The organism is Streptomyces sp. NBC_00464, assembly GCF_036013915.1.
GTDB lineage: Bacteria > Actinomycetota > Actinomycetes > Streptomycetales > Streptomycetaceae > Streptomyces.
In genome coordinates this window covers 4993727-5019195 of sequence record NZ_CP107899.1, presented here as the reverse complement: position 1 = coordinate 5019195, position 25469 = coordinate 4993727, and the positions used below count along the sequence as shown (strand labels likewise).

Here is a 25469-nt window from a genome sequence, read left to right as displayed (position 1 = left end):
CAAGCAGTAGTCCGCCGCGCATCGCCTACACGCCCGGAGTAGCGCGCCCCCGCCCGGGCCGAACGGCGAGCCAAGCCCTGATGGTGCTCTCCCGCCAGGCGGGCGAGCGGCCGAACTGATCGTCGGGGAGAGGGAAGTCTGCCGGCCTGACGCGGAGTTCGTCGCTCACGCGCCTGCGGGTGCGCTTGAGATACAGGCGGACGGTGGCTGCCGTGATCCCTGCGACCTCCGCGACTCCCCCGGTGTCGAGCAGTCGCTCGGGTGGGCTTTCCATGCCTCTCCTTTGCCTCCGCGTCGTGGAGGAAAAGATACCGAGGGGTCGACGGCCGGCAGAAGCGCCACCTCTGTCGCATCTCCCTGTTTGACCCCACCATGGGATCATTTTTATCCGGAAGCTGCCCGCGCCCCGAGTCTCTGCCGCACCTCCCGTGATGCGCCTGGCGCTTCCGCCCCGCCCTGCCCTACCTCTCTTCCCTGGACCGTGATGCGTCTTGTTCTCGGCGCGGCCCCGTGCCGCGTCTCTCAGCCATGCCCGGACCCCGACTGGCAACCCGTCCCTGGCCCGTTCCAGGAGATGTCCACGACCGCCGCCCGGCATGCCCAGCCCCGGGCGTGGTTGCGTGCTGTGATGTGGCTGGTCGAGGAGGCCGGGCTCCATCCGAGGGCCGGGGAGGCGACGTTACGCATCGCGCGGGACCTGGCCGGGCGGATGGACTACACCGCGGGCACCGTGCTGTACGACCTCGACGGGACGGCAGCCCGCTGCGCTCTGTCGAGAGCGACGGTCAAGCGTCACGTGGGATATCTGCGGGAGTTGGGCGCACTGGCCTGGGTGCGGCACGGGTCGCGACGCAACCTGCGGCTTCCCGGGCGTCCGTACGCGGGTACGGCAACGATCTACGCGTCCACCATTCCGTACGTCTACGACCGGGCGCACGGCAACCGCATCGCCGGTCAGGGGTTCGGGGCCCGGGTGGTCGGGGTGTCGGTGCAGCCCGTGCGCACCTCAGTGGCGGACAGTTCTGGCTGTCGGGTGCGTGAGCCCCAATCTCTCGCTGCCCGCCCCCGCAAACCTGTAGTCGAGGTAGACGGGACGATTAAAGACACCCCGCGCAGGCGCGCAAGGCCCCAAATTCCTCCCCGGCCCGGAAACTCGACGCCGAGAGGCCCGCTCCAGGTCGCCGCCGACATCCGGATCGCCGCTCAGGTCCGACCGCACGTCCCTTGGACCCAGAGCGAGGGGTTACGTCGGCTCGCCTACGCCCTGCGACCGTTGATCGACCAGGGCCTCGACGCCCACGACATCGCCGCCGAGCTGACCTCCTGGTGGATCAACTGGCGCCCTGTGCGGCCCGCCGCGTACATCACCGCACAGCTCCGGGACCGGACTGCCGACACTCCGCGCGAAGACCTGTCGGCCGATGCCCACTCGCACATCGCCGGGCCCACCGGTAATCCTGCATGGCAGGAATGGCTACGGCAACGTGCCACGGCAATGGAGTTCCCCGAACCGCAGCGCACCGACGACGACCGTCGCCACGCCCGCCTCTACGGCTGGGACCGATGGGCGGAGATCGCCGAGCACTACGCCACGGATCCCGACGACGCCCTGGACCTCTACGGCACCCGTCTGTGCGGCTACGCGGTCAAGCGCGCTTCAGGCGGTTGGGCAAGGCGGTGAAACAGATGCGTCGTGACACCGCACCGACTCCCGGTCGGTCTCGCAGGCTCGGCCTCAGCCGATCCGGGGCGATCGCCCCGGATCGGGACGACGTGCACAACAGACTCCGCGCGGCGGGAATTCGCGACTGGCGCACCGGCTGCCCTGACCACGTCATCGAACCGCGACAGGGCTGAGGGCTGTCCGACGTGCTGAACAGCCGCTGTTCCATCTCGGGCTCTGACTCAACACTTCTGTGATGCGGTCACTTGGAGTGATGCCCTGAGCCTTCGATCGGTCCCGCCTCTGGGCCGCCCCTAGTTTTCCTCGTCTGCCGTCTCGCGCAGGGTCGCCTGGATGCGTGCCAGGGCTTCCATGGCCGGCAGATGCGTCAGGCCCTCCGAGAGGGGCAGATGGGAGGGGCAGAACCACACGCAGTGAGCCGGGTGACCAGCCCAGTCATCCGGATACGTCCTTGTAGGCCGGAAGCTCACCAGGGTGAAGTCCCCATACTCGAATACTGAATGCCCGGGCGGAACACGGCATATATCGCAGGACGGCGGCATCATCGGGCTTCCTCACTCTCTGACGGGTCGACCCCTGATTGCCGCTCACGGTAGCGGGCCACAAGAGCTGTGCCAGAGCCCCATCTCGGGTTCTGGCACAACTTCTATGGTTGCCCCGTGGTGGCTACGGATCGTTGCGGCTTCGGGCCCGCCTTCGCCGCCTGCCACGTTTTGTGGGCACCGAAAACTGTTGTTGCGACCGCACCACGGCGAAGGGGACGACCAAGAACGGGCTCTTGCAGCTGACAGCAGTCACGGCCATGAGGACGCAGACGGCCCAGTCGACCCACGCCCGCTTCAACAACGTCAGCAAAGCCTTCATCACACACGGATCGCCCTCCCGGAGGCGCCTCCTAACCTTTGAGGTGTCATCCCGGCCGGCGAGAGGATTCATCTGTGTATGACGAGCGGTTGAAGGAGTTCTCCCGGCAGCGGCTCGGCGGACGTCCCGTGCCGGAGGACGTACGACTCCTGGCGACAGCGCAGTGGGAGGGACGCGGGCACCCCTTCGAGCAGTTCGGCATCGCCATCCTGGAGCCGAGCGCCCCGCACCCGCTGACCGACTTCAGCTATCTCGGCGAGAAGCAGCGCGCCGATCCCGACATCATGGCCAACTGCGCGGCCTCCGCGCAGATGGCCACGTACCTGCAGGCCGTGGCCCAGGACGAGGACGGCAGCTTCTACGGGTACTGGCTGCACCCGCTGCAACGCGTGGACCCGAACCCGCCTCCGGTCGTCAAGGTCGACACGGAGTTGACGTACTGGGAACTGGGCGGGCGCACCTTCGCCGAAGCCTGTCTGTACGACATCGCGTTCGACGATGACGAGCTGTTCGCGGAGGTGGCCGCAGCGCTCGCGAAGCTGCATGTCTCCGTTTCCGCCGGGTCCCGTGAGGGCCTCGGCGAACTGCCCGCCGATCCCGCCCCGGAAGACGAGCACAGGCGGCTCTACTACACCGAGCGGGAGCGGCTCGGGCTGCCTGCGGAGAGCTAGGTGTATTGCCCCGTGAGGCCGTCAGCAAGGAAGCCGGGCGCGCAATGAGGGGGCGCCCCCGCCGCATGGTGGCGAGGCGGGCGGGGGCGCCGTGTTTCGAGGGGGCGTACCGAGCGGGCGTCAGGCGGCCGCCAGCGCCTCGGTCGGGGGGAGGCGGGCGGCGCGGACCGCCGGGTAGAAGCCGGCCAGGCCGCCGATGGCGAGTGTGGCGCCGACGCCGCCGGCCATCGCCCAGAGCGGGACGACGGTCGGCCAGCCCTGGTAGCCGGCGTATCCGGCGGTCACCGCGATGCCGAGCGCGACGCCACCGAGGCCGCCGAGGGCCGACAGCAGCAGTGACTCGCACAGGAACTGGGTACGGATCTGGCCCCGGGTGGCGCCCAGCGAGCGGCGCAGGCCGATCTCGGCGCGGCGCTCCAGCACGGAGATGACCATGGTGTTGGCCACCCCGACTCCGCCGACCAGCAGCGCCACCGCGCCCAGGCCGAGTAGCAGCCCGGACAGCGCGTCGTCGGTGGCCTGCTTGGCCGCCAGGGCATCCGAGGGCCGGGAGACGTTCACCTCGTTGGGGTATTGCGGGCTGATGGTGGCGCCGAGCAGCTCCTGAACGTCGGCGACGGAGGCCTCCGCGGCGCGGGTGTAGATGATCGTGGCATAGCCGTCGAAGCCCAGCTCCTTCTCCGCGGCCGGCCAGCCGATCAGCGCGGCCGAGTCCAGTTCGGGGGCGAGCTCGTTGGCGGCCAGCAGGCCGAGCACGGTGAACCAACGGCCGCCGAGCCACACCTGCACGTCGGGACCCGCCTCGTACACCCCCAGCTGCCGGGCCGCCTTCGCGCCGAGAACGACGGCCGGGTAGCGGTCGGTGGCGGGGTTGAGCCAGCTGCCGTCGACCACCTCGATGCCGACCGTTCCGGGCAGGTCGGTGCGGGCCGCGCAGACCGAGATGCCGCCGGTCTCCGCCACGGGTATGTGGTCGTTGCGGTAGACCTTCGCCTCGGTCTTGCCGATGGCCGAGACCGACTCGACGGCATCGATGCCGCGCACCATGTCCACTGCCTCGCGCGGCAGATGGGCGTTGCCGCCGTCGAGGGTCTGCCCGGGGGTCGCGGTGAGCAGGTTGGTGCCGAGCGTGGCCAGTTCGCGGTTCAGCTCCTCCGTGCTGGAGGTGGAGATCCCGACCACGCCGATCATCGCGGCGATACCGATCGCGATTCCGAGGGCGGAGAGAAACACGCGCATCGGGCGTGAACGCAGCCCGGAGCCTCCGGTGCGGATCACGTCCGCCGGGCTGAGCCGGGCCGGCTTGGGCCGGGGCGGGGTCAGCGTCGTCATGCGTCCACCTGTTCCAGGGTGCCCGAGTCGTTCTCGATGCGGCCGTCCTTGATGTGGACTTCGCGCGGCAGTGAGCCGGCGATGTCCCGGTCGTGCGTGATCACGACCACCGTGGTGCCGGCCCGGTGCAGCTCGTGCAGCAGTGCCATCACCACTGCTCCGGAGCGCGAGTCCAGAGCGCCGGTCGGCTCGTCGGCGAGCAGCAGCGGCGGGTCGCCCAGCACCGCGCGCGCGATCGCCACGCGCTGCTTCTCCCCGCCGGAGAGCTGGTGCGGCTCGTGGTACAGGCGGTGCCCCAGTCCCACCCGGTGCAGCGCCTGGAGCGCCAGTCGGCGGCGCTCGCGCAGCGGCCGGCCGCCGTAGAGCATTCCGTCCGCCACTGCGTCCAGAGCCGGGACGCCGCCCGCCAGGTGGAAGGACTGGAAGACGAAGCCGATGCTTCGGGCGCGTAGCGCGGACAGCTCGCGGTCGGACAGGTCGTCGACGGCGTGCCCGTCGAGGCGGATCGTGCCGGCGGTGGGTCGGGCCAGGGTGCCCATGATGTTGAGCATGGTGGACTTGCCTGACCCGGACGGGCCCACGAGCGCCAGCATCTCCCCGCGCCGGACCACCAGGTCCGCGTCGGTGAGGGCGGTCACGTCGCCGTAGGTTTTCGACACCCCGGACAGCTCGAGGACGGGCGATCTGAGGGAATTCACTGCGGGATCCCCACCTTCATGCCCTTGGTGATGCCGTCGCCGGATATCTCGACGAGGCCGTTCGCGAACAGGCCGAGTTTCACCGGGTGGTTCTCCACCCCGCCGGCGGTGACGGCCTGCACCGCGTAGCCGCCGCCCTTGCGGGCGACCAGGGCGTTGACGGGAACGGCCAGGATGTCCTTGCGGCTCTCCGCGGCCAGGGTCACGTCGACCGGGGCGGCCTGGTAGCGGCCGAGCTTCTTCTGCTCCTTCACCTTCAGCGTGACCGGCAACGTGGCGGTGCCGCTGCCGCCGTCACCTGCGGGCTTGGCGGTGGCGGCGTTGCCGATGTCGGTGACGGTGGCGTCGGCCTCGGTGCCGTCGGGGAGCTTCACGGCCGCGTTGGTGCCCTCCTTGACCAGGTCCTCGTACTGCGTTTCCAGGTCGACGGTGATCAGCCGCTGGGTGCCGGTCCAGGTGAGGATCTCGCCGGAGGCGTCGGCGCCCCGGGCGGCCTTGACCTCGGCAACGCGTTTGGCGCCGGAGGCCACGACCGCATCGCCGCGCGCGACCTTGCCGGTCTCCGCACGGCCGAGATACTCCTGCCATCGCTTCACGGCTGCGGCCGTGCCGGAGGTGTACTCCTGATCCACGGTGAAGCCGGTGTAGCCCAGGCCGGCGAGGTTCTTCTCCAGCAGTTGTACGTCCGCGCCCTCGGCGTCGATGTCCAGGGTGCGGTAGAGCGGCTCGGAGCCGTACAGCAGCGGCACCTTGCCTGCGTCCGCGCTGTAAACGGCTTCGCCACGTGTGATCACGTCGCCCTCGGCCGGCAGCCAGGTGAGTGTCCCACCGCCACCGCTACCGCTGTCGGCGCCGTCCTTGCCGCTGTCGCCGGCGGCATTGCCGTCGTCCTGAGCGGACTGCTCGCTTTCGCCGCTCCTCGCCTGTACGGAGCTCGCGGCGCCGTAGCCGAGGGTGCCGGCCACGGTTTCGCTGCGGGTCAGGGTGGTCTGCTCCACCTGCGCGGTTCGAGCGGGACCTGAGGGCGCGGCCGCCGGGGTGTTCCCACCACCACCGCCCAGCGCGCCGGTCGCGGCGATCCCGCCCGCGGCTGCCACCGCGAGAGCGACCAGGACAATGAGCGAGCTGCGTACCGGATGCCGACGGCGGCGCGGCGGCGCGGCCGGGACGCCCTCGCCCTCGCTGCCATCGAACAGGGCACCGTCCGGCGCCTGCGGGGCGTCCGGGGGATCCGGGCGAGTCACCGGCCGCCACCGTTCCCCGTCATCGAGGTGCCGGCCGGCTTCTTGTCCGCACAGGTCTCCAGGGCCTTGTCCAGCGTCGGATCCTCACCGCCGGTGCCCACACCCGTCATGTCCACGCGCCCCGTATCGCTGTCGGGGTCGGGGAAATCCTTCACGCCGTTGTCGCGGACACACTCCGCCCACGCGCGGCCCTTTGCCGCGTCGATCGGCTTGCCGCCGGCCGGCCCCGCGCCCTGCGGGGTGAGGTCCTTGCAGGCCTCCATGGCCTTCTTGAACGTCGGCGACTCCGGGTCGATGCCGGAGTCCTTCCCGATCACGCCGCTGCCGTCGCCCTTCGGGTCGGGGAACTTCGTCACGCCGTTCTCCCGCATGCACTTGGCGTATGCCAGGGCACGGTCCGCCGAACCGGTGGGCTTGGCTCCGCCCGAGTCCGCCGCCCCCGATGAACCGCCCGAGCAGGCCGTCATCAGCACGCCCAGGAGCAGCAGCGGGACGCAATGCAGCGCCCTGACCCACCCACGCCTGTGCGTCCCCGCTGCGCCCGGGGCGCCGTCTCGTGAACCGACCGTCCGATCCAGTGTTTGTCGCATTCCTGCCGCTCCTCTGCTCGCTACGCCGCCGGCGGCGGTTGCGCCGTGCAGTCGTACGAGTAGCGATCGTGCTGGACCGGAATCAGCAGGCCTTCAGCCGAATCTCAGAGCTTCCTGAGCGGCTGGGCCCGATCACCGCGCTCAGCAACTCCTGAGCAAACTCTCAGCCGGCGCTCAGACTGGCGGGTCACCATGTGGACGCGGCATCGAATCGGCGGCGCGAACGCGGGGGCGGATATGAGCGAGGCGAGAGACGGACGCGGGTGCGGGCCCACGGCACGGCTGTTGGTGGTCGAGGACGAGCCGAACCTCCTGGAGGTGCTGGCCGGGAGCCTGCGCTATGCAGGGTTCGACGTGATCACCGCGGCGACCGGGCAGGAGGCACTGGCCGAGGCCCGGCGCAGCCGCCCCGACGCTGTCGTACTGGATGTGATGCTGCCCGACATGGATGGCTTCGAGGTCCTGCGCCGGCTGCGCGCCGGAGCGCCGGTGCCCGTCCTGTTCCTCACCGCCAGGGACGCCACCGAGGACAAGATCCGCGGTCTGACCATCGGCGGTGACGACTACATCACCAAGCCGTTCAGCCTCGATGAGGTGATCGCCCGGATCCACGTCGTACTCCGCCGGCAGCATGGCTCCGGCGCTGCCCCGGCCGCCCGGCTGTCCTTCGCCGATCTCGAGCTGGATCAGGAGACGTACGAAGTGCGGCGGGCCGGCGAGCGAGTCGCCCTGTCGCCCACCGAGTTCAAGCTGCTGCGCTACTTCATGGCCAACCCCGGCCGGGTGCTGTCGAAGGCGCAGATCCTCGATCACGTATGGGATTACGACTTCCGTGGTGACAGCGGGATCGTGGAGACCTACATCCATGCGTTGCGCCGCAAGATCGGCGAGCCTCAGGCGCGGCTGATCCACAACCTGCGCGGGATCGGCTACATACTGCGGCTGCCCTCGTGACCCGGCAGCCGCTCGCCCGGATGCCGCTGCGCATCCGGCTGGTCGCCGCCGTCGTCCTGCTTGTCACCGCGGCGCTCACGGCCCTCAGCGCGGCTGGTGTGGTGATCCTGCACGGACAGCTGCTCGACCGCATGGACTCCCAACTCAGGATGGTGGCCGACAGCAATCCGGCGCTGCCGGCCGGCGGGTCGCGGGAGCGGCCGGCGAGTGGAGACACCGGCGGCGCTTCGAGCTTCTTCCGGATCCAGCAGCGCAACGCCGACGGGAAACCGGTGAATGACGGCCGGCCGACCCCAGATGCACGACCGGGTCCGGGGGGCCCCGTCGTGCCCGAGGGCGCAGCCTGGCTCGACGAGCACGCGGGGCACCCGTTGACCGTGTCGGCGAGCTCGGGGGGCGACAACTGGCGTGTCCTGGTGCGGCCGCAGGCGGACGCGTCGGGATGGGTCGTGGTCGCGATGCCTCTGGGCGAGCTGGACAACACGATCTCCAAGCTGGTGACGGCCGACCTGACCGTGGGCGTAATCGGCCTGTTCATCGTGGCCGTCGTCAGCGTCGTACTCGTACGGGCAACCCTGCGACCGCTTGTCAAGGTGGAGAAGACAGCAGCCGCCATCGCCGCGGGTGACCTGTCCCAGCGCGTCCCGGAACATCCACCGCAGACCGAGCTGGGCCGGCTCGGCCGCGCGCTCAACGGCATGCTCACTCAGATCGAGGAGGCGTTCGAAGCGAGGGCCCAGTCGGAGTCGACGGCCCGGAGATCGGAGGAGCGGATGCGCAGATTCGTCTCCGACGCCGGCCACGACCTGCGCACGCCGCTGGCAGTCATCCGCGCCTGGGCCGATTACGCCCACCACGGGCCCCGCCGGGATCGCGCCGACCTCGAACGGACCCTGACCATCGTGGGTACGGAAGCCGCCCGGATGAGCACGCTGGTGGAAGACCTGCTGCTGCTCGCCCGGCTGGACCAGCAGCGTCCCTTGGAGCGGCACCCCGTCGATATGCTCGCGCTGGCCGTCGACGCCGTACGCGATGCCCGGCTGCTCGCCCCCGAGCGTGACATCCGGCTCACGACAGACGCCCGTGCGGCCCCCGTCGTCACTGGGGACGAACTCCGACTGCGCCAGATGCTGTCGAATCTGACCAGCAACGCCCTCACCCACACCCCACCCGGCACATCCGTGGCGCTCACGCTCGGACCCGGTCACCTCGACGGGGCACCCGCCCTGGTGCTGGACGTCGCCGACCACGGCCCCGGTCTCACACTTGAACAGGCAGAGCACGTCTTCGAACGCTTCTACCGCACCGACACCTCACGCACCCGCCGCACCGGTGGCTCCGGACTCGGCCTCGCCATCGTGGCCTCGCTGGCCGCCGCCCACCAAGGGACCGTAAGCGTGCACAGCTCGCCCGGGGCAGGGGCGACGTTCCGCATCACCCTGCCGCTCGCAGACGCGGGCGCACCTTCGAACGAGCCTGGCATGCCCGACGATCCGAGCAATCCGTATGCCGGCAGTGATGATCGAGCCCCAACACCTGATGTGCCTCCCGGACAGCGCCCGGGCACCGGGCTGTGAGCCGCAGCAACACGAGTGGCCCCGGTCTCCCCTGTCTTGTCGGGTCTCCTGGCGTTCGTCGGCCGGCAGGTCAGACGCGACGTGCGGGGGCGTGGTAGCACTCGATCTCCCACTCCGCGCGATCCAGTGACCTCCCCCGCGGCAGGATGCGGGTGGCCGAGGCCGCCGTATCCCGGCTCGCCTCAGGGCGATCAGGACGGGACGGAGCCGCCCTCCGGCGCCGTGCGCCGGCGGCTGTAGTGACGGGCCGCCCGGGCGCGGTTCCCGCAGGACGGCTTGCACCACTCCTGGCGCCCATGGCTCTTCACGAAGTAGCGCACGCAGCGGGGCGCGGTGCAGGAGCGCAGCTGCTCGCGCTGCGGGCCGCTGAGGAAGTCGATGGCGGAGCGGGCCAGGGCCGCGAGGAGCCGTACGTACGGATCGCTCTCCGCGGACAGCAGTCGGGTGCCGGGAACTCCACCGGTCGGCCAGTCCAGTTGCGGGGCGACCGGTTCGCGCGCGGCGACCGTGTTGAGGTGGGTCATGGCCCGGTCGGCGGGCATCAGACGATGGGCGTCCGCGGGGCTGGGCGGGGCCGGGCTGACCGCCTGGGCGAACAGGGCGCGGACCGCCTGTCGAAGCTCGATGAGGCGGAGCCTGAGTTCTTCGTCCACGGTGAGCTCTGCGGCCGGGACGTGGGTGGTCGGCAGATCCGCCTGCTGCTGGATCCAGTGCGTCGTTCCCTGAACCGTCGCGAGGTCATCGGCGACGCCGCCGTCGCCGTCGTGGCGAACCGTGCTCGCCAGTTCCAATGGCAGCCAGCGCTCCACAGGACATCCCCTTCCGTCTCGGCGCCGGTCGTCGGCCACTTGATCACGTCCCTGCACACACCCTAGCGTCTCTAACGGAAAACTTGATAACTTCCGTTAGAGGTGGGGTGGGTGGAGGTACCTGCCCCGGCACAGGACGGGGCACCTGCCCCGACACGGGACGTCGACTGAACCGCCACTGAAGGAGACTGCAGAATGACGCTGCTTGCACAGATCAGCGACCTGCACCTGGACGGGAGCGAGAGGGCGACCCGGCGCGCCACCCTCGTCATGGACTACCTGCGGGCCATGCCGCACCCGGTGGACGCGCTCCTGGTCACCGGGGACATCGCCGATCACGGCGAGGAGGCCGAGTACGAGGAAGCGGCCCGGATCCTGGCCGCCCCCTTCCCCGTACTCACCTGCCCCGGGAACCACGACGCCCGACCGGCGTATCGCAAGGCCCTGCTCGGAGTGGCGCCCGAGGGCGGCCCGATCAACCGGCTCCACCACGTCTCCGGCACCGCGGTCCTCATGTGCGACTCCACCATCCCGGGCCGCGACGAGGGGCGCCTCGACGCCGAAACGCTCGCCTGGATCGACTCCACCCTCACCGCGCTGCCGCAGGACACCCCGGCCCTGATCGCCTTCCACCAGCCGCCGGTCGCACTCCATCACCCCCTGCCCGACGCCGGCATGCTCCAGGAGCCCGGGCACCTGGCCGACCTGCTCGACGCGCACCCGCGGGTCACCGCCGTCCTCACGGGCCACGCCCACACCGCGGCCGCCTCGACCTTCGGCGGGCGTCCGGTGATCGTCGGACCGGCCATCACCTGGACGCTGCGCATGCCCTGGGAGGGCGACCGGGCCGCGGACCGGGACCAGCCGCCCGGCCTCGCGTTCCACGTCCTGGACGACGAACGGCGGCTGACCACCCACTACCGCGTCGTGCTCCCGTAAGCAGCCGCGGACATCCCCGGGTTCCGGGAGCGGGCTGCTCAGCCGACTGCGCGGATCCCGGCCAGGCTCGAACCGTGCGCGTACACCAGGCGGTTGGACGTGAGGAAGAACGGTGGGCCGCTGGTGTTCCGCCGCCAGGTGATCTTCCCGTAGACGTCGACGGCGATGATCTCGCCCTTCCGGCCCCTCCCCGGGAGGTACCAGGCGCCCTGCCCCAGTTCCTGTGCGGTGGGCTTCAGCTCTGCGGGGCGGGTACGGGCCACGTCGGACGGGGCGGGATACGGATCGCGGTAACCGCCGTCCGCGCGATAGGCGAGTATGTCGCTCCCGTGGGCGACGGGATACTCGCCGGGCTTCAGGCGCAGCGGGAACTTGCCGTCGAAGTCGTTCCCGATCAAGGCGCCCGCCGCGTCCGGCAGGGTCACTCGGTAGGCCATGAGGAGCGGGATCGACGGATCCCTGCGGCAGCCCTCGTGGACGGCCGCCTGGGGCTGGTCCCATGTGAAGGTGCGCTGCCAGAGCGGGGTGGGCGGCTCGGCCGTGCGGTCGTACGCCGCCGCCTGTGCGCGGCAGCCGGGTCCGTGCGGGGCCGTCATCACGAGGACGCGGTAGAGAGTGGGGATCACCTGCGCGATGTCACCCCGGGGCAGCTCGACGGGCCTTGAGTGGAGCCGGTCCTCACCGGGCCGGAGGGTCACGAGGTGGCCGTCCGCGACGAAGGCCAGCGGATCGCACTCCTGGTGGAAGGCCACACCGTCCCGCTCCCCGTCCTGGTTGCAGGGGGCGGCGAAGACGGCCGGGCCGCGGGTTCGGTGCGTCCACCGGACCTTGCCGGTGGCGGTGTCCCAGGCTGTCAGCGTGCAGGAGGACCCGGGCAGGCACGTCGCGGCCACCGCCTGACGGGGAATTCCTGTCGTCGACGAGACCGTGACGATCCGCAACTCCCCGGGGGTACGGGCCGGGGACGCGGCAAGCATCGTGAAGCGGCCTGTGACGGAATCGAGTGTCGCCATGCGCGGCAACCGGCCGGACGCGGCTTCGCCGACGAGTGTCACCATGCTGTCGGACGGCGTCACGGCGGCATGCGTCTGACCCGGCCGTCCGGTCAGCGCGAACTCGGCCGGCAGTGTCGTACGCCAGAGAACCTTCCCGTCCTCATCGATCCTCGCCACCACTCCGCCCTGCCCGATGATCCCCGAGCGACGGCTCACCAGCGCCCAGCCGCCCGATGCATCCGTCGGCACGGGCAACGGCACACGGAACGCGTCCTCGGGATCCTCGTACGCCACCACGCTCGGCGGCGACGGTTCGGAGTAGCAGCCGGCGAGCAGCGGAAGAAGAAGTGCCAGAAGAGCAAGCAGTCTGCGTCGCATGAACCCCCCTGCACCACCTTGTACGAGCGCGCCCCTCGCGGGGAGCACGAACGACGACCGATTCGGTCACGGAACGGCGAGTGGCCCCCGCCCGCAGCCCCTACACCGTCGCGCACCCCCACCCCGTCGGGTGAAGGGGAGTTGGGAGAGATATGGGCGCCCGCACGCGTGCCCGGGGCCGTCCCAGGCGCGTGCTCCGCGCCCATTCCTCTCCCAACCTCCGTTCACACGACAGGGGCGAGGGGGTCAGTGCACCGGCGGTCGCTGGTGGCTCGCCCAGTATTCGTCTGCGGTGACGCCGAGGAGCACCACGTCGTGGTAGCCGCCGGCGAAGAACTCGTGCTGGCGAAGCCGCCCCTCCTCGACGAAGCCCAGCCTTCGGTGGAGGGCGAGCGAGGCGTCGTTGAAGGCGTAGATCTCCACCTCGCACTTGTTGTAGCGCTGCTCGGCGAACATGTACCTGAGGACGAGTTCGATCGCCTCGGCCGCGTATCCCCTGCGACGGTGATCGCGGGCGATGTCGATGCCCGTACGGAATCGTCCCGCGCGGGTGTCGGTTTCTCCGACCGTCACCGACCCTGCGAACGCCCGGTCGGCCAGCCCCTCGACCACCAGGCGGAATGCCTCGCCCCCCGGCGGCCGCCCTGCCCGCTCCGCGGTCCACGAACGGAAGCTCTCGGCGGATCTCGGAGGGGTGACCAGGTCGGCGTTGCGGGTGTCCACGGTGTCCTGGGCCAGGTCGCGAAAGCCCTCCCAGTCTTCGGGCTCGACGCCTCGCAGGCGTACCTTCTCGCCCGTCCACATGTCAATGCCTCCCATGACACCTTCCCGTTCCTTGTCGGTCGTCGGCACTGTCGATCACCGGCGCAGGCGGCCGCAGGCACTGTCGGCCGTGCGCGGCGTACGCGGCGCGGGCGCCGTCGGCTGTGGGGGGGGCGGGCGCGCCCTAGTAGTCCGCCGCCATCACGACGTACAGGCATGCGGCGAACGTACCCACGCAGACCACGGCCAGGGCGATCAGCGCACAGCCGAGCGCTCCCGCCGTCCCCGCGATCGCCGCCCAGCCGGACCGCGTGGCGCGCTCGGCCCGGCGGACTGCCTCGTCGTATTCGCTGCTGTCGTCGTACCAGCCGTGGTCAGTCATGCCGCGCCCCCTCGGCAGGAGCATCCATCACGAACATCAGGGACGTACAGCTCGATCATCCCGCCCCGCGCGGGGCGTCAGCGCGGCCCCGCCCCCACATGCGCCGCGATGCGCGCGATCGTCCGGGCATTGTCCTCGAACAGGTGCGCCCGCATGCCCGCCGCCTCGGCGGCCTCCACGTTGACCGCGAAGTCGTCGATGAAGAGGCAGGTCTCCGGCTCCACCCCCAAGGCGGTGCAGGCGGCCTCGAAGGCGCGTGGGTCCGGCTTCTCGATGCCGAGTTCGTGGGAGTAGACGATCTGCTCGACCAGTTCGTCGAAGTGGTACAGCTCCGTCTCCCGCTCCCGGGCGCCGACGAAGCTGTTGCTCAGGATGCCCAGCCTGCACTTCCCGCGGAGGCCGCGCAGATACGCGATGAGCTCCTCGTTCGGCGTGCCCAGGTACTCCGTCCAGAGGCCGGCCATGAAGGCGTCGACCTGGGGTGCGTCGAGGCTCAGGCGGGCTGCCAGTTGCTCGTGAACGTCTCGTTCGCCGATGGTCCCGAGGCTCCCCGCCTGCCATACGTCGCGCATGCGCTCGTGCACCGTGCCCGGCGGCAACTCCATGCGCGCTTCCCACTGTTGCACCCACCCCGTCTCCGGTGTGAGCTCCAGTACGCCGCCGATATCGAAGATGACGCAGGCTGCTGCGGTCACTGACATTTCTCGGACTCCCGTCGCTTGTGCGGATCCCGGCTCAGCGGGTCTTCGGCCGGTCGAAACACATCGTCGCCACCGCCGGCACCAGCCCCGCCCAGAAGAGCACCAGCGGGACCGTGCGTTCCGTCCAGGGGATCTGGGTGATCAGCAGCGCACAGAACATGGCCCACGCCGCTTGCCCCAGGACGACGCGGGACCAGGTGAAACGCCGGATGAGCGAGTGCAGGTTGACCCGGATCCCGGCGCGCAGGCGGCGGTATCGCAGCAGGGCGCCCAGGACCCAGACGACCGCCATGGGGACGAGGTCCCACAGCCGCTGGCCGAGGACCAGCGGCAGCTCCCGCTGGGTCTCCCCGTCCGTCGCGAACAGGTCGATGCCGGCGGCGGCGAGGGCCAGACAGAGCAGGGCCAGCCAGCGGACGCCGCGCAGCAGGCGGTACGAGGCCACGTCCAGGCCCTGCCGCATCGGCGCGGAGCCGGGGGCGGAGGCCAGCGCGTCGGCGTAGAGGGTGGCGGCCTCCTTCGCCTTGACGCCGGGGGCGGTCGCCGCCTTCTTCGTCCGCCGGGCCAGGGCAAGCTCGTGCTGCGGGTCGAGCCGGAGGATGGCCTCGTCCATCCGGTCGGCGGCGCTCCGGTCGGCCGACATGTCGGCGATGAGCCACGCCACCTCGTACGCGTACACCTGCTCGGGGCCCAGCCGGATGGCCTCCTGGGCGATGAGGTCGGCCTCCCGCAGGGCGGCCTGAAGGTCCTCGCGCCGGATCTCGCCGCCGTTGTCCTGCCCGGACCGGATCATCCTGATGCGCCACAGCCAGTCGGCGAGCCGGGCGTAGCCGAACCAGTAGTCGGGGACCAGCCGGATCACCTCGCGCAGCACGCCCTCGGTCTCCGGGAAGCGGCCCCCCACGCGCAGGGCGCGCGCATGCATGAGGAGCGCCCCGATGTCCTGAGAGTTCAGGGCCAGCGCCTGCTCGGTCGCCTCCAGCGCCTTGGCGCCGTCCTCCTTGTCCTCGACATGGCTGCGGGCGAGTTCGACCCAGGCCCTGATGTCCTCCGGGTCCTCCGCGAGGCGCTGGGCCAGCAGCTCCCTGGCCTCCTCGTACCGCTTGATGTCGATGAGCAGGTCGGCCCGTTCCACGGCGGGGTGCAGGGTCGTGGTCACAGCTTGCGCCTCTTCTTCAGGTACGTCACCAGGTCGTCGTACATCCCGCCCTCGTTGGCGAACATCGCCACGTTGCGCGCGGAAGCGAACCACGGTTCGGCGGACGGCACGACATCCTTCGCGGCGGCCAGCAGGTCCTTCATGTTGATCATCCGTACGTTTCCGGAGCGGGCCGAGTCCAGCAGTGCCCGCTCGGCGCCCGACTCGCAGACATGGGCCAGGTCCGCGCCGGAAAGCCCCTCGGTGATCTTGACCAGCTTGGCCACGTCGACGTTCTCGATGGGCCGGTCGCGAAGGTGGTAGCGGAGAATGGCCTCCCGGGCGGGGCCGTCGGGCGGGAGGACGAGGATCGTCCTGTCGAGGCGGCCGGGGCGGCGCAGGGCGTTGTCCACGTCCCAGGGCACGTTGGTGGCGGCCAGGACGAACACGCCCTCGTTCGCCGCCGAGTCGATACCGTCCAACTCGCTGAGCAGCTGGTTGACCACGTTGCGCATGCCGCTGTGTCCGGTACGGCTCCGCTTGGCGCCGAGGGCGTCCAGCTCGTCCAGGAAGACGACGCAGGGCGCCTGGCGGCGGGCGGTCTCGAAGACCTCGTGCATGTTGCGCTCGGAGTTGCCGATCCACATGTCGAGCACGTCGTTCACGGACACGGACAGGAACGCGGCGCCGAGTTCACCGGCCACCGCCCGCGCGATGAACGTCTTGCCGCAGCCGGGCGGCCCGTACAGCAACAGCCCGCCGCGAAGACTCTTTCCGTACAGCTTGCGCAGCTCGGGGTTGCGCAGAGGCGCGAGAAATGCGGCCTCCATGCGGTCCTTCACGTCCTGCATGCCGCCGACGTCGGCCAGGCGTACGGTGCCCGGCTCCTCCACGTCCCACGCGTCGGCATCGGCGGCCGCGGAGTCGTCCTGTCCGTCCGCGCGGACCGGCGGCTCGACGAACCGCGGCGGCACGGCGTCCCCGACCTGCTCCTCGGCGGCCTTCCAGTCGAACCTGCCGCGCGGGCGCGGGGGTTGGGCCGGCGAGGGGAGTGGGAGCTGGGTGGGGGCCGGGGCCGGGGCGCCCATCGCCCGCACCATCAGGTCTCGGGCCTGGGCGTCGCCGGGCGCGTGCTGGAGGGCCACCGCCGCCTCGGCTACGGCGTCGTCGGACCGGTCCGCATCCAGCAGGAGCTGGGCCAGGTGCAGCCTCAGGGGTACGTCGGCGGGCGCGGCGGCGACCGCGGTCCGCAGGCTCTGTATGAGAGGGGAGTCGTCCGGCATGATCCACACCCTAACGTCGGGATACGACACCTCAGAAGGCGCTCGGCGCCCGGCTGCCGGGCCACGTCCCGGGCGTGTCCGGGGACTCATCCGGGGGCACATCCGCTGTGTGGCGGCCGTGTTGTCGGTCGGTCCGGGCACGGTCGGGCGTGTGCCTGGTTACGTCTCCGGGTTGTCCCGGAGCCATGCGCCTACCTGTTGGGCGTGCGTGTTCGGCGGGAAGACCGGATAGAAGACGTGCTCGATCACGCCGTCACGGATGACGAGGGTGATCCGCTTGTAGAGGGAAACCCCGTCGGCCTCGAACGTGGGCAGACCGAGCATGGCGGACAGGCGGAAGCCCGTGTCCGAAAGCATCAGGAACGGCAGTCGCAGCCGCTCCACGACCTCCTGCTGGTATGCCGTGTCCTGGCAGGACAGGCCGAACACGTGGGTCGCGCCGGCGGCCTCGAGGTCGTCGTGGTGGTCGCGGAAGTCACAGGCCTCGCTGGTGCACCCCCGGGCTCCGGGGATGCTGTTCCAGCCTTCGGGAAGGTCGGTGTCGGGGCGTCCGGTGAGCGGGTAGCAGTAGAGGACCGACCGGCCCTCCCCCAGCGCGTGCAGCGAGACGGTGCCGCCTGCGGTGTCGGGCAGTTCGAGCTCCGGCACCGCCCGGCCGGGGAGGTGTGCGGCTGCTCCGTCGTCCTCGGGGACGGGCAGGTCCGCGGGAAGTTCGGTGAGGTGCCTCGCAGCGCCGGCGGCGTTCCCTTCGATGCCGGATGTGTCGACGCGGCTGTTGCGATGGGCGGCCTCATGCAGATGACGGGCCAGTACGGACCGGCGGGCGGTGAGTTCCTCGATGCGCAGGGTCAGATCGTCGATGGCGTCGCGGTAGCCGGCCAGGGAGGACGGGCAGTCGTCCACGTGGTCCCGACCGTTGGTCAGGCATTCGAGGAAGGGACGGGTTCGCTCGACCGGAATGCCCAGGCGGTTCAGCTCCCGGGCTTCGCACACCAGGCGGGCATCGTGCTCGGAGTAGTCCCGGTAGCCGTTGGCGAGCCGGGCAGGCGCGATCAGCCCCAACGACTCGTAGTAGCGAACCGTCTTCGTCGTCACACCCGCGCGCCGCGCGACCTCACTGATCCTCATGATGCGACGAACGTAAACCCGTCCCCCGGGGGCAACGTCAAGCCCCTGCCGGACGAGGGCATACCGGCACGCTCATGGCGGCTGCCCCTGCGCAATGCCCTGGTCCGCGGCAGGAACCACTCGGACGCCCGGCAGCGTCCGTTCAGGCACTCGTAAGATCACCGAAGCTGCCGAAGGATCGCGCCCCCATGACTGGAACAGCCACCCGCTACCTCTATCTCACCCGGCACGGTGAGGCGTCACCGGACGAGAGCGAACTGTCGGAGAACGGCCGCCGGCAGGCCGTACTTCTGGGTGAGCGGCTCCGGCGCAGTCCCCTCACGGCCATCCACCACGGTCCGCTCCGCCGCGCTGCTCAGACAGCGCAGCTGATCCGCGACCAGCTCGACGACGTACCCCTGCATGTGTCCGAGCCGGCCGGCGACTACCTCCCCTATCTGCCGCAACGGCACGAACTGCCCCCGGAATCGGCCGACCGCATGCTCGCTCGCCTGGCCGAGTTCCCGGCGGAGGAGCGCGAGCAGGGGCCGGGTCTGGCCCGCGAGGCCCTCGCCCGCTTCACGGGCCCCGTGGACGGTGACCAGCCGCGCCACGAACTCGTCGTCACGCACAACTTCCTCACCGGCTGGCTCCTCCGGGCCGCCCTCGACGCTCCGAAGTGGCGATGGATGGGTCTGTACCACGCCAACGCCGCCCTGACCGTCATCGAGTACACGCCCGGCCGGCCCGCTGCCGTACTCCTCTACAACGACACCGGGCATCTGCCCACAGAGCTTCGCTCGGCCTGCTTTCCGCCCGACCTCCGTATCTGAGGGGGCGGGACAGGGCGGTCGCGGCAGGACGGCGGGGCGGTTCGGAGGAGGCCGCCGCCGCGGTTTCACCCACAGCGGCGGCCCCGCTCCCGCGCACCTCCAGTCCGGCGACACCTCGGTCGGCCGCCTGGGCGGCCCCGCCGAGATCAACACCCTCAAGGACGATCTCCGCATCACCGAGGCCGTGCACGGCACGGTCACACTGCGCACCACGCAGGGCGAGATCTCGGTCGGCGCCGCCCGCGGAGTCTCCGCCTCACTGGACGCCGGCACCACCTACGGCCGGATCCACAACGCGCTCAGGAACACCGACGGCGTGGCCGGCCTGAACATCCACGCCACCACCGCCCACGTCGACATCACCGCCCGCAGCCTGTAGGAATGGGCGCCCCACGCGAGAGGGGCTCCCGATCGCGCCCGTGCCCCCACCGCCGGGGCCGTTCTCGTCACGCCAGGCCCGGGGCGAGATTCCGTACGCCTGCTTGAACACCTTGCTGAAGTGGGTCGCGTTCACGAAGCCCCACCTCCGCCCTGTCGCCGCGATGGTCCGCAGCCGCCCGTTCGGGTCGGCGAGCTCGCGCCTGCATTCGGCCAGACGGCGCGTACGGATCCAGTCTCCGAGGCTGATGCCAGACCGGGAGAGCACGGCGTAGAGGTGGCGGACGGAGATGTCGTGTGCGGCAGCGATCCGTGTCGCCGACAGATCGGGGTCAGCCAGGTGCTGCCGGATGTACTGAGTGACGCGCAGGCCGAGTGTCGCCTCCAACGGCGCTTTCGCGAGGCCGGAGTTGTCGTACTGGGATGTCAGGACGGCACGGAGGAGCTCGATACTGGGCCCGACGACGGCGTCGCCGTGCACGCCCTGGTGCAGCTCGTCGTCGTCGGCCAGTTGGGAGAAGTAGGAGAAGGCGAGGCGGGCGACCGGGTTGTCGGACCCCATGGTGACCGTGCCGGTGTCCCGTAGCAGCCGGTCAGGGAGCGCGAGTGCCTCGCGGGGGAAGCGCAGGAAGTGGTGGTCGACTCCCTCGTCGAAGAGGAGCGTGTAGGGAGCGATCGATTCGTAGAGGGCGAACTCCCCCGCCCTCAGCACGCATTCGCGCCCGTTCTGCGCCACCAGGCTGGTGCCCGTCACCTGCAGGCCGAGGAAGACGGCCGGCTCCTCGTCCTTCCTGGCCAGTCGCTCCGTCCGGTGGATCGTGACCGCGGTCGCCCGTGCCGAACAGATCCTGAGAGGCCCTACGGCACCGAGCCCGATACGAACGGAGATGTCCTCGGCCGGAGGACCGTGGTCGATGTCGACCGCGACGACGGAATCCCACACCGCGCCCCGGACCACCTCCTCCCGGTCCTGCGGGGCGATGTACGTGGTGTCCAGGACCGGACTCATGAGACATGCCTTCGCCCGTGTCCGTCATCGCGCCGGCCGGGCCGCGCGTCGATCCGTCCCCTCACAAGTCCCCCTTGCCCGATACGGCACCGGCTTGAAGTTGTGGAGCTGTGGAGCCATGAAGCTGTGCACTACTGACAATGCCTTCTGCACGGATGACGCATTCCGTAGCCCTCGATGACCCTAAGTTCTATGAGCGCAGCAGTCCCTGAGAGGACATCACCGACCAGAAGGATCGCATCGTGCAACGAGTATCCACGACACTCCGCAAGCGGATCGGGGTGCTGGGGGCCCTGTCCCTCATCTTCGCCGCAGGCCTGACAGCCGCCCCGATGACGACTGCGCCGGCCCACGCCGCGTACGGCTCGTGCAACACGACGCTGAAGCGCACCGACGGGTTGGCCATCAACAACTACTACACGGTTCCCGCACGCACCGGGAACGGCCTGAGCTGCAACATGAAATGGCAGACAGGCAGCACGAACGCCGTGAAGGCACTGCAGACGGCCGTCATCCGCTGCTACAGCGGCACGTACGCCGCAAACCGCATCCGCGCCACCGGCGGGGCGGACGGGGTCTACGGCACCGGCACGGTGGATGCGATCCGCTGGCTCCAGGCCAACCGGCTCGGTGTGAGCGCCGACGGCGTCTACGGGCCGGAAACCCGTAAGGCCATGCTGTGGCCGGACTACTATCGCGACCCCGACAACGGGGACATCGACTTCGTCATGTGCTACAACCCTCCGTTCTAGTCACCACAGCGTCTCCGCCGACGCCGGCCTCCGACGCGGAGACCGGCGTCGGTGCCGGTGTTGGGGCCGGTGCCGGTGTTGAGACCGGTGTTGGGGCCGGTGCCGGTTCGAACGAGCTGTCAGGGCGTCGCGTCGTAACCCGCCCGGGCTGCCAGGACCTCGTCCATGTTCTGCTCCGCCCACGCCTTGATCGTCCGCATCACCGGGACCAGGCTCTCGCCGAGCGGGGTCAGGGCGTAGTCCACACGGACCGGCACCGACGGGATGACGGTGCGGGTGACCAGGCCGTCTCGTTCGAGAGCGCGCAGGGTCTGGGTGAGCATCTTCTGGCTGACGCTCACGAGGGTCCGCGCCAGGTCCGAGTAGCGCTGCGGCCCTTCCCCCAGCGCGTTGATGACCAGGCTGACCCACTTGTTACTGATCCGGTCGAGCAGGTTCCGGGCGGGGCACTGAGCGAGGTAGGCGTCGTACGCCGCAGCGGCCTCGGAGCGGGTGGTCGTCGTCGTCATGGCGCACCTTCCCGTGCGTTGGGCACCTTGAAGTGCCTTCTTCCTTATGGAGAGTAGCTCTCCATAAGGTCGTGGACATCAAGGGAGCCGAACGGAAGGAGACGCGCATGCGCGCGGTCGTGGTGCGAGCAGTGGGCGGACCGGAAGCCCTGGAGGTGGTGGAGGTGCCGGTACCGGTGCCCGGTGCCGGTCAGGTGCGTGTACGTGTCGAGGCCGCGGCCGTGAACCCGGTTGATGCCGCGACACGCTCCGGGGCCCTCGTCTCCGCCGGGCTGATGGCGCCGCGTGAGGTCATCGGCGTGGGGTGGGACACCGCCGGGCTGATCGATGAAGTGGGCGCGGGGGTGGTGGCGTTCGCACCCGGGGACCGCGTGATCGGGGTGCGGGACAGGCTGGACGTCGCGCTGGGCACCTATGCCGAGTTCGTCGTGCTGGACGCGGCCGCCGTCGCACCTGCCCCCGACCGGCTGTCCGCCGCCGAGGCGGCGACCCTGCCCCTGAACGGCCTCACCGCCCTCCAGGCCCTGGACCAACTCGATCCGGAGCCGGGCGCGACCCTCCTCGTGACGGGCGCGGCGGGGGCAGTGGGCGGGTACGCGGTGGAGCTGGCCGCCCTGCGCGGGGTGCGGGTGGTGGCGAGTGCCGCGGCGGAGGACGAGGCGTTCGTCCGAAGTGTGGGCGCCCGGTGGTTCGTTCCACGGTCGGCCGACCTCGCCGACGCCGTACGCGACCTGGTTCCCGGTGGCGTGGACGCCGCCCTGGATGCCGCCGTCGTCGGACTGCCCGCGCTCGGAGCCGTACGCAACCGCGGCGCCTTCGTCTCCGTCGTCGCCGGTGCCGCGCCCCTCCCGCTCCGGGGGATCCGCGTGTACGAGCAGTGGGTCGCGGCCGACAGTGCCGCCCTCGGCCGGCTCTCCTCGCTGGCCGGCACCGGGCAGCTCACCCTGCGTGTGGCCGGGACGATGCCCCTCCAGGAGGCGGGCCGGGCCCATCGTCGGCTGGCCGAGGGCGGACTGCGGGGGCGGTTGGTCCTCGTTCCCTGAACCCGGGCCGGCGTGCGGACCGGCCGCGCCGCACGCCACTCCCTCAGCCCCTCCGCGCTCAGCAGCGCAGGCCGGCGGGCGTGAGGCCGGCGGGCGTGAGGCCGGCGGGCAGACAAGCGGGCAAGCGGGCAAGCATCGTGCGCCAGGTGTCGGCCCAGGCGGAGGCCCCGTACGTGTTGGTCATCTGGTTCCCGTCGCGCTGCACGGCTGGCACCACGGATCCGGCTCCCCCGCATCCGAACCTGTCCGATCTCTTGACGTGCTCCTGACTGAATGGCTTCATGGGAGCGCACAAATGTGGGAGCGCTCCCACGACGCCAAGGAACCTCTGTCGATGCCCAGTTCCTGATCCGTCCACCCCCTGGAGCCGCAGTGAGAACAGCACGGAGCACAGCGAGAAGCGCAAGGCACAAGAGTCCCGTCACCGTCCTCCTGACCGTCCTGGCCACCGTCCTCGGGCTCCTCGCCCTCGGCGGCCTCGCCCCGGCGCAGGCCGCCACCGCCGCCGCGACCGGGCTGCACATCAGCGACGGCCGACTGGTCGAGGGCAACGGCAACGACTTCGTCATGCGCGGGGTCAACCACGCCCACACCTGGTACCCCGGCGAGACCCAGTCGCTGGCCGACATCAAGGCGACGGGCGCCAACACCGTCCGCGTCGTTCTCTCCGACGGCTTCCGCTGGAGCAAGAACAGCCCCGAAGACGTGGCCGCCGTCATCGCCCAGTGCAAGGCCAACCGGCTCATCTGCGTACTCGAGGTGCACGACACCACGGGTTACGGGGAGGACGCCGCCGCCGGCACGCTCGATCACGCCGCCGACTACTGGATCAGCCTGAAGGACGTCCTCGCCGGCCAGGAGGACTACGTCATCATCAACATCGGCAACGAGCCCTGGGGCAACACCGATCCCGCCGGCTGGACCGCGCCCACGACCGCCGCGATCCAGAAGCTGCGCGCCGCCGGGTTCGCGCACACGATCATGGTGGACGCACCCAACTGGGGCCAGGACTGGCAGGGCGTCATGCGGGACAACGCCCAGGCCGTCTACGACGCCGACACCACCGGCAACCTGATCTTCTCGATCCACATGTACAGCGTCTACAACACCGCGCAGAAGGTCACCGACTACCTGAACGCCTTCGTGGATGCCGGACTGCCCTTGGTCATCGGTGAGTTCGGAGGACCGGCCGACCAGTACGGGGACCCGGACGAGGACACCATGATGGCCACCGCCGAGCAGCTGAAGCTCGGTTACATCGCCTGGTCCTGGAGCGGCAACACCGACCCGATCCTCGACCTGACCATCGGCTTCGACCCCACGCAGCTCAGCTCCTGGGGTGAGCGCATCTTCCACGGCGCCAACGGCATCGCCCAGACCTCCCGCGAGGCCACCGTCTACGGCGGCGGCACCTCCGAGGACACCGAGGCCCCGACCGCACCGGGCGCCCCGGCCGCCTCCGCGGTGACGGACACCTCCGCCACCCTGACCTGGACCGCGTCGTCCGACAACGTTGCCGTAGCCGGTTACGACGTCGTCCGCGTCAGCGGCACCACGGAGACGGCCGTCGCCTCCTCCGCCACCAACACCGTCGCCGTCACCGGTCTGACCGCCGACACCGCGTACTCGTTCGCCGTGTACGCGCGCGACGCGGCAGGAAACCGTTCGGCGCGGTCGGCCACGGCGAGCGTCACCACCGACGAGGGCGGCACCACGCCGGGCGTCGGCTGCTCCGTCGGCTACCGCGTCGTCGGCCAGTGGTCGGGCGGCTTCCAGGGTGAGATCACCATCCGCAACACCGGCACCACCACCATCGACGGCTGGACGCTGGGCTTCGCCTTCGCCAACGGCCAGACCGTCACCAACATGTGGGGCGGAACCCCCACGCAGACCGGCGGTTCGGTGAGCGTCGCCCCCGCGTCGTACACCTCCACGATCGCCGCGAACGGCTCGGTCACCGTCGGCTTCACCGGCAGCCAGAGCGGTACGAACGCGGCCCCGGCCGCGTTCACCCTCAGCGGCGCCACCTGCGCCGCCGCGTGAATCGGAGCTCGGCTGCGTAATGCCGTGACGTCGTGACGTCGTGGCGATGCGATGCCGGCCGGTGGGGCCATCGCCTCCGCCGGCCGGTCAGTCGTCGGTGACCGTGAGCCCCACGCTGGTCGTGGCGCGCTCGTACGTGAGGAACGCCGCCCCGCTGCCGAGGACGGTGTGATCCGTCAGCGTCCAGGCGGTCGGGTCGAACGTGGCCTTGTGGGAGAAGAGCGGAATGCCCGCACCGATGGTCATCGGGCTGAGCTTGACGATGAGTGTGTCGATCTCGGAGTACAGGGAACCGGCCAGCTCGCCGCCGCCGACCAGCCAGATGTCCTTGCCGTCCTCCTCCTTCAACGCCCGCACCCGCGCGACCGGATCGGTGGCGACGACCTCCACGGCGGAGTCGGGGCTCTCGCCCAGCGTGCGGGAGAACACGAGGTGCCGCAGGTGCGGGTAGGCGTCGGTGACGCCGGCCTTGAGGCCGATCTCGTACGAGCGGCGCCCCTCGACGACCGTGTCGAAGTGCGTGCCCTCCGCCGTGATCGAAAGCGCGGCGCGCGCCGGGCCGGGGAGGGTTTCCGGGTACTCGGCGATCAGGTGCCCGACGTAGTCCTCCGGGATCGGCCAGAATCCGTCCGGTCCGGTGGGGTCGGCGCCGTCCGGCCCGGCAATGAAGCCGTCGAGGCTGGAAGCGATGTAGTACACGAGCTTGCGCACGAAGGGCCTTCCGTCCGTTGACCGGCCGCCGCTGCGTCTGTGTCTGCGGCCGTCGGGTCATGATCATTGAGGCGTTCACTCCG

At 70.5% G+C, this 25469-nt stretch carries 25 protein-coding genes and 2 pseudogenes; 10 read left to right on the top strand and 17 right to left on the bottom strand.

What is annotated here, in order from left to right; genetic code table 11:
- Nucleotides 1-25: 25 nt before the first annotated feature.
- Nucleotides 26-274: a hypothetical protein gene (locus tag OG912_RS22595; protein ID WP_327710993.1), complete on the bottom strand. Its 249-nt coding sequence runs from the start codon at nt 272-274 to the stop codon at nt 26-28.
- A 300-nt stretch (nt 275-574) separates the two neighbouring features.
- Here OG912_RS22595 and OG912_RS22590 point away from each other — a divergent pair, with 300 nt between their 5' ends.
- Both OG912_RS22590 and OG912_RS22585 read left to right on the top strand, forming a co-directional pair.
- Nucleotides 575-1681, top strand: a complete 1107-nt coding sequence (locus OG912_RS22590; RefSeq protein WP_327710992.1) for a cell wall protein — start codon at nt 575-577, stop codon at nt 1679-1681.
- A 941-nt stretch (nt 1682-2622) separates the two neighbouring features.
- Nucleotides 2623-3219 (top strand): hypothetical protein, encoded by a 597-nt coding sequence (locus tag OG912_RS22585; RefSeq protein ID WP_327710991.1) that lies wholly within the window; start codon nt 2623-2625, stop codon nt 3217-3219.
- A 120-nt stretch (nt 3220-3339) separates the two neighbouring features.
- On the opposite strand, the gene OG912_RS22580 is transcribed toward OG912_RS22585, so the two are convergent.
- The 4 genes from OG912_RS22580 to OG912_RS22565 are packed head-to-tail and all read right to left on the bottom strand — an operon-like array spanning nt 3340 to nt 7083.
- The gene (locus tag OG912_RS22580) at nt 3340-4551 is read right to left on the bottom strand and encodes an ABC transporter permease (protein WP_327710990.1); all 1212 of its coding nucleotides are present in this window, start codon (nt 4549-4551) and stop codon (nt 3340-3342) included.
- A complete protein-coding gene (locus OG912_RS22575; RefSeq protein WP_327710989.1) occupies nt 4548-5249 on the bottom strand; it encodes an ABC transporter ATP-binding protein in 702 nt (233 codons plus the stop codon). The genes OG912_RS22580 and OG912_RS22575 overlap by 4 nt, the downstream gene beginning before the upstream one ends.
- A complete protein-coding gene (locus OG912_RS22570) occupies nt 5246-6493 on the bottom strand; it encodes a peptidoglycan-binding protein (protein WP_327710988.1) in 1248 nt (415 codons plus the stop codon). Before OG912_RS22570 ends, OG912_RS22575 begins: the two co-directional genes overlap by 4 nt.
- Nucleotides 6490-7083, bottom strand: coding sequence for a hypothetical protein (locus tag OG912_RS22565; protein ID WP_327710987.1), 594 nt, complete (start codon nt 7081-7083; stop codon nt 6490-6492). Before OG912_RS22565 ends, OG912_RS22570 begins: the two co-directional genes overlap by 4 nt.
- A gap of 237 nt (nt 7084-7320) precedes the next feature.
- Between OG912_RS22565 and OG912_RS22560 the strand changes: the two genes are divergently transcribed.
- Together OG912_RS22560 and OG912_RS22555 are read left to right on the top strand one after the other, a co-directional pair.
- Entirely contained in the window at nt 7321-8037 is a 717-nt protein-coding gene (locus OG912_RS22560; RefSeq protein ID WP_327710986.1) for a response regulator transcription factor, read from the top strand.
- On the top strand, nt 8034-9614 hold the full coding sequence (locus tag OG912_RS22555; protein WP_327710985.1) for a sensor histidine kinase: 1581 nt from the start codon (nt 8034-8036) through the stop codon (nt 9612-9614). Before OG912_RS22560 ends, OG912_RS22555 begins: the two co-directional genes overlap by 4 nt.
- Before the next feature lie 191 nt (nt 9615-9805).
- On the opposite strand, the gene OG912_RS22550 is transcribed toward OG912_RS22555, so the two are convergent.
- Entirely contained in the window at nt 9806-10423 is a 618-nt protein-coding gene (locus tag OG912_RS22550) for a CGNR zinc finger domain-containing protein (protein WP_327710984.1), read from the bottom strand.
- Nucleotides 10424-10618: 195 nt separating this feature from the next.
- Between OG912_RS22550 and OG912_RS22545 the strand changes: the two genes are divergently transcribed.
- Nucleotides 10619-11362: a metallophosphoesterase gene (locus OG912_RS22545; protein ID WP_327710983.1), complete on the top strand. Its 744-nt coding sequence runs from the start codon at nt 10619-10621 to the stop codon at nt 11360-11362.
- A gap of 38 nt (nt 11363-11400) precedes the next feature.
- Here OG912_RS22545 and OG912_RS22540 read toward each other — a convergent pair whose 3' ends face one another.
- From OG912_RS22540 to OG912_RS22510, 7 genes are all read right to left on the bottom strand, one after another.
- On the bottom strand, nt 11401-12735 hold the full coding sequence (locus tag OG912_RS22540) for an outer membrane protein assembly factor BamB family protein (RefSeq protein WP_327710982.1): 1335 nt from the start codon (nt 12733-12735) through the stop codon (nt 11401-11403).
- 246 nt (nt 12736-12981) lie between these two features.
- Nucleotides 12982-13554, bottom strand: a complete 573-nt coding sequence (locus tag OG912_RS22535) for a GNAT family N-acetyltransferase (protein WP_327710981.1) — start codon at nt 13552-13554, stop codon at nt 12982-12984.
- A gap of 127 nt (nt 13555-13681) precedes the next feature.
- On the bottom strand, nt 13682-13879 hold the full coding sequence (locus OG912_RS22530; protein ID WP_327710980.1) for a hypothetical protein: 198 nt from the start codon (nt 13877-13879) through the stop codon (nt 13682-13684).
- A 77-nt stretch (nt 13880-13956) separates the two neighbouring features.
- Nucleotides 13957-14580 carry an HAD-IA family hydrolase gene (locus tag OG912_RS22525; RefSeq protein ID WP_327710979.1) on the bottom strand — a complete coding sequence of 208 codons (624 nt, stop codon included), beginning with the start codon at nt 14578-14580 and terminating at the stop codon, nt 13957-13959.
- A 34-nt stretch (nt 14581-14614) separates the two neighbouring features.
- Complete coding sequence (locus OG912_RS22520; protein WP_327710978.1) at nt 14615-15739, bottom strand: tetratricopeptide repeat protein; 1125 nt, start codon at nt 15737-15739, stop codon at nt 14615-14617.
- Nucleotides 15736-17001, bottom strand: a complete 1266-nt coding sequence (locus OG912_RS22515) for an ATP-binding protein (RefSeq protein ID WP_327710977.1) — start codon at nt 16999-17001, stop codon at nt 15736-15738. The genes OG912_RS22520 and OG912_RS22515 overlap by 4 nt, the downstream gene beginning before the upstream one ends.
- Before the next feature lie 159 nt (nt 17002-17160).
- A complete protein-coding gene (locus OG912_RS22510; protein ID WP_327710976.1) occupies nt 17161-18129 on the bottom strand; it encodes a MerR family DNA-binding transcriptional regulator in 969 nt (322 codons plus the stop codon).
- A gap of 188 nt (nt 18130-18317) precedes the next feature.
- On the opposite strand from OG912_RS22510, the gene OG912_RS22505 reads away from it, so the two are divergent.
- Together OG912_RS22505 and OG912_RS22500 are read left to right on the top strand one after the other, a co-directional pair.
- Nucleotides 18318-18941: a histidine phosphatase family protein gene (locus OG912_RS22505; RefSeq protein WP_327710975.1), complete on the top strand. Its 624-nt coding sequence runs from the start codon at nt 18318-18320 to the stop codon at nt 18939-18941.
- Nucleotides 18942-19044: 103 nt separating this feature from the next.
- Nucleotides 19045-19320, top strand: a pseudogene (locus tag OG912_RS22500) (hypothetical protein); the annotation flags it as partial.
- A 54-nt stretch (nt 19321-19374) separates the two neighbouring features.
- Here the strand turns inward: OG912_RS22500 and OG912_RS22495 are convergent.
- A pseudogene (locus OG912_RS22495) lies at nt 19375-20328 on the bottom strand (helix-turn-helix domain-containing protein); the annotation flags it as partial.
- A gap of 242 nt (nt 20329-20570) precedes the next feature.
- Here OG912_RS22495 and OG912_RS22490 point away from each other — a divergent pair.
- A complete protein-coding gene (locus OG912_RS22490; protein WP_327710974.1) occupies nt 20571-21080 on the top strand; it encodes a peptidoglycan-binding domain-containing protein in 510 nt (169 codons plus the stop codon).
- A 119-nt stretch (nt 21081-21199) separates the two neighbouring features.
- Here the strand turns inward: OG912_RS22490 and OG912_RS22485 are convergent, their stop codons facing one another.
- On the bottom strand, nt 21200-21589 hold the full coding sequence (locus tag OG912_RS22485; protein WP_327710973.1) for a winged helix-turn-helix transcriptional regulator: 390 nt from the start codon (nt 21587-21589) through the stop codon (nt 21200-21202).
- 107 nt (nt 21590-21696) lie between these two features.
- Here OG912_RS22485 and OG912_RS22480 point away from each other — a divergent pair, with 107 nt between their 5' ends.
- The gene (locus OG912_RS22480) at nt 21697-22632 is read left to right on the top strand and encodes an NADP-dependent oxidoreductase (protein WP_327710972.1); all 936 of its coding nucleotides are present in this window, start codon (nt 21697-21699) and stop codon (nt 22630-22632) included.
- A 58-nt stretch (nt 22633-22690) separates the two neighbouring features.
- On the opposite strand, the gene OG912_RS22475 is transcribed toward OG912_RS22480, so the two are convergent.
- Nucleotides 22691-22849, bottom strand: coding sequence for a hypothetical protein (locus tag OG912_RS22475; RefSeq protein WP_327710971.1), 159 nt, complete (start codon nt 22847-22849; stop codon nt 22691-22693).
- A 155-nt stretch (nt 22850-23004) separates the two neighbouring features.
- Here OG912_RS22475 and OG912_RS22470 point away from each other — a divergent pair, with 155 nt between their 5' ends.
- On the top strand, nt 23005-24675 hold the full coding sequence (locus OG912_RS22470) for a cellulase family glycosylhydrolase (protein WP_326736390.1): 1671 nt from the start codon (nt 23005-23007) through the stop codon (nt 24673-24675).
- 87 nt (nt 24676-24762) lie between these two features.
- Here the strand turns inward: OG912_RS22470 and OG912_RS22465 are convergent, their stop codons facing one another.
- The gene (locus OG912_RS22465; protein ID WP_327710970.1) at nt 24763-25386 is read right to left on the bottom strand and encodes a dihydrofolate reductase family protein; all 624 of its coding nucleotides are present in this window, start codon (nt 25384-25386) and stop codon (nt 24763-24765) included.
- Nucleotides 25387-25469: the final 83 nt, after the last annotated feature.

What these genes read in the sequence shown, in the direction of transcription:
- OG912_RS22505 (WP_327710975.1), top strand. Translation starts at nt 18,318, where the DNA reads ATGACTGGAACAGCCACCCGCTACCTCTATCTCACCCGGCACGGTGAG.
- OG912_RS22480 (WP_327710972.1), top strand. Translation starts at nt 21,697, where the DNA reads ATGCGCGCGGTCGTGGTGCGAGCAGTGGGCGGACCGGAAGCCCTGGAG.
- OG912_RS22515 (WP_327710977.1), bottom strand. Translation starts at nt 17,001, where the DNA reads ATGCCGGACGACTCCCCTCTCATACAGAGCCTGCGGACCGCGGTCGCC.
- OG912_RS22510 (WP_327710976.1), bottom strand. Translation starts at nt 18,129, where the DNA reads ATGAGGATCAGTGAGGTCGCGCGGCGCGCGGGTGTGACGACGAAGACG.
- OG912_RS22540 (WP_327710982.1), bottom strand. Translation starts at nt 12,735, where the DNA reads ATGCGACGCAGACTGCTTGCTCTTCTGGCACTTCTTCTTCCGCTGCTC.
- OG912_RS22560 (WP_327710986.1), top strand. Translation starts at nt 7,321, where the DNA reads ATGAGCGAGGCGAGAGACGGACGCGGGTGCGGGCCCACGGCACGGCTG.
- OG912_RS22595 (WP_327710993.1), bottom strand. Translation starts at nt 274, where the DNA reads ATGGAAAGCCCACCCGAGCGACTGCTCGACACCGGGGGAGTCGCGGAG.
- OG912_RS22580 (WP_327710990.1), bottom strand. Translation starts at nt 4,551, where the DNA reads ATGACGACGCTGACCCCGCCCCGGCCCAAGCCGGCCCGGCTCAGCCCG.
- OG912_RS22485 (WP_327710973.1), bottom strand. Translation starts at nt 21,589, where the DNA reads ATGACGACGACGACCACCCGCTCCGAGGCCGCTGCGGCGTACGACGCC.
- OG912_RS22535 (WP_327710981.1), bottom strand. Translation starts at nt 13,554, where the DNA reads ATGGGAGGCATTGACATGTGGACGGGCGAGAAGGTACGCCTGCGAGGC.
- OG912_RS22565 (WP_327710987.1), bottom strand. Translation starts at nt 7,083, where the DNA reads ATGCGACAAACACTGGATCGGACGGTCGGTTCACGAGACGGCGCCCCG.
- OG912_RS22545 (WP_327710983.1), top strand. Translation starts at nt 10,619, where the DNA reads ATGACGCTGCTTGCACAGATCAGCGACCTGCACCTGGACGGGAGCGAG.
- OG912_RS22525 (WP_327710979.1), bottom strand. Translation starts at nt 14,580, where the DNA reads ATGTCAGTGACCGCAGCAGCCTGCGTCATCTTCGATATCGGCGGCGTA.
- OG912_RS22530 (WP_327710980.1), bottom strand. Translation starts at nt 13,879, where the DNA reads ATGACTGACCACGGCTGGTACGACGACAGCAGCGAATACGACGAGGCA.
- OG912_RS22590 (WP_327710992.1), top strand. Translation starts at nt 575, where the DNA reads ATGTCCACGACCGCCGCCCGGCATGCCCAGCCCCGGGCGTGGTTGCGT.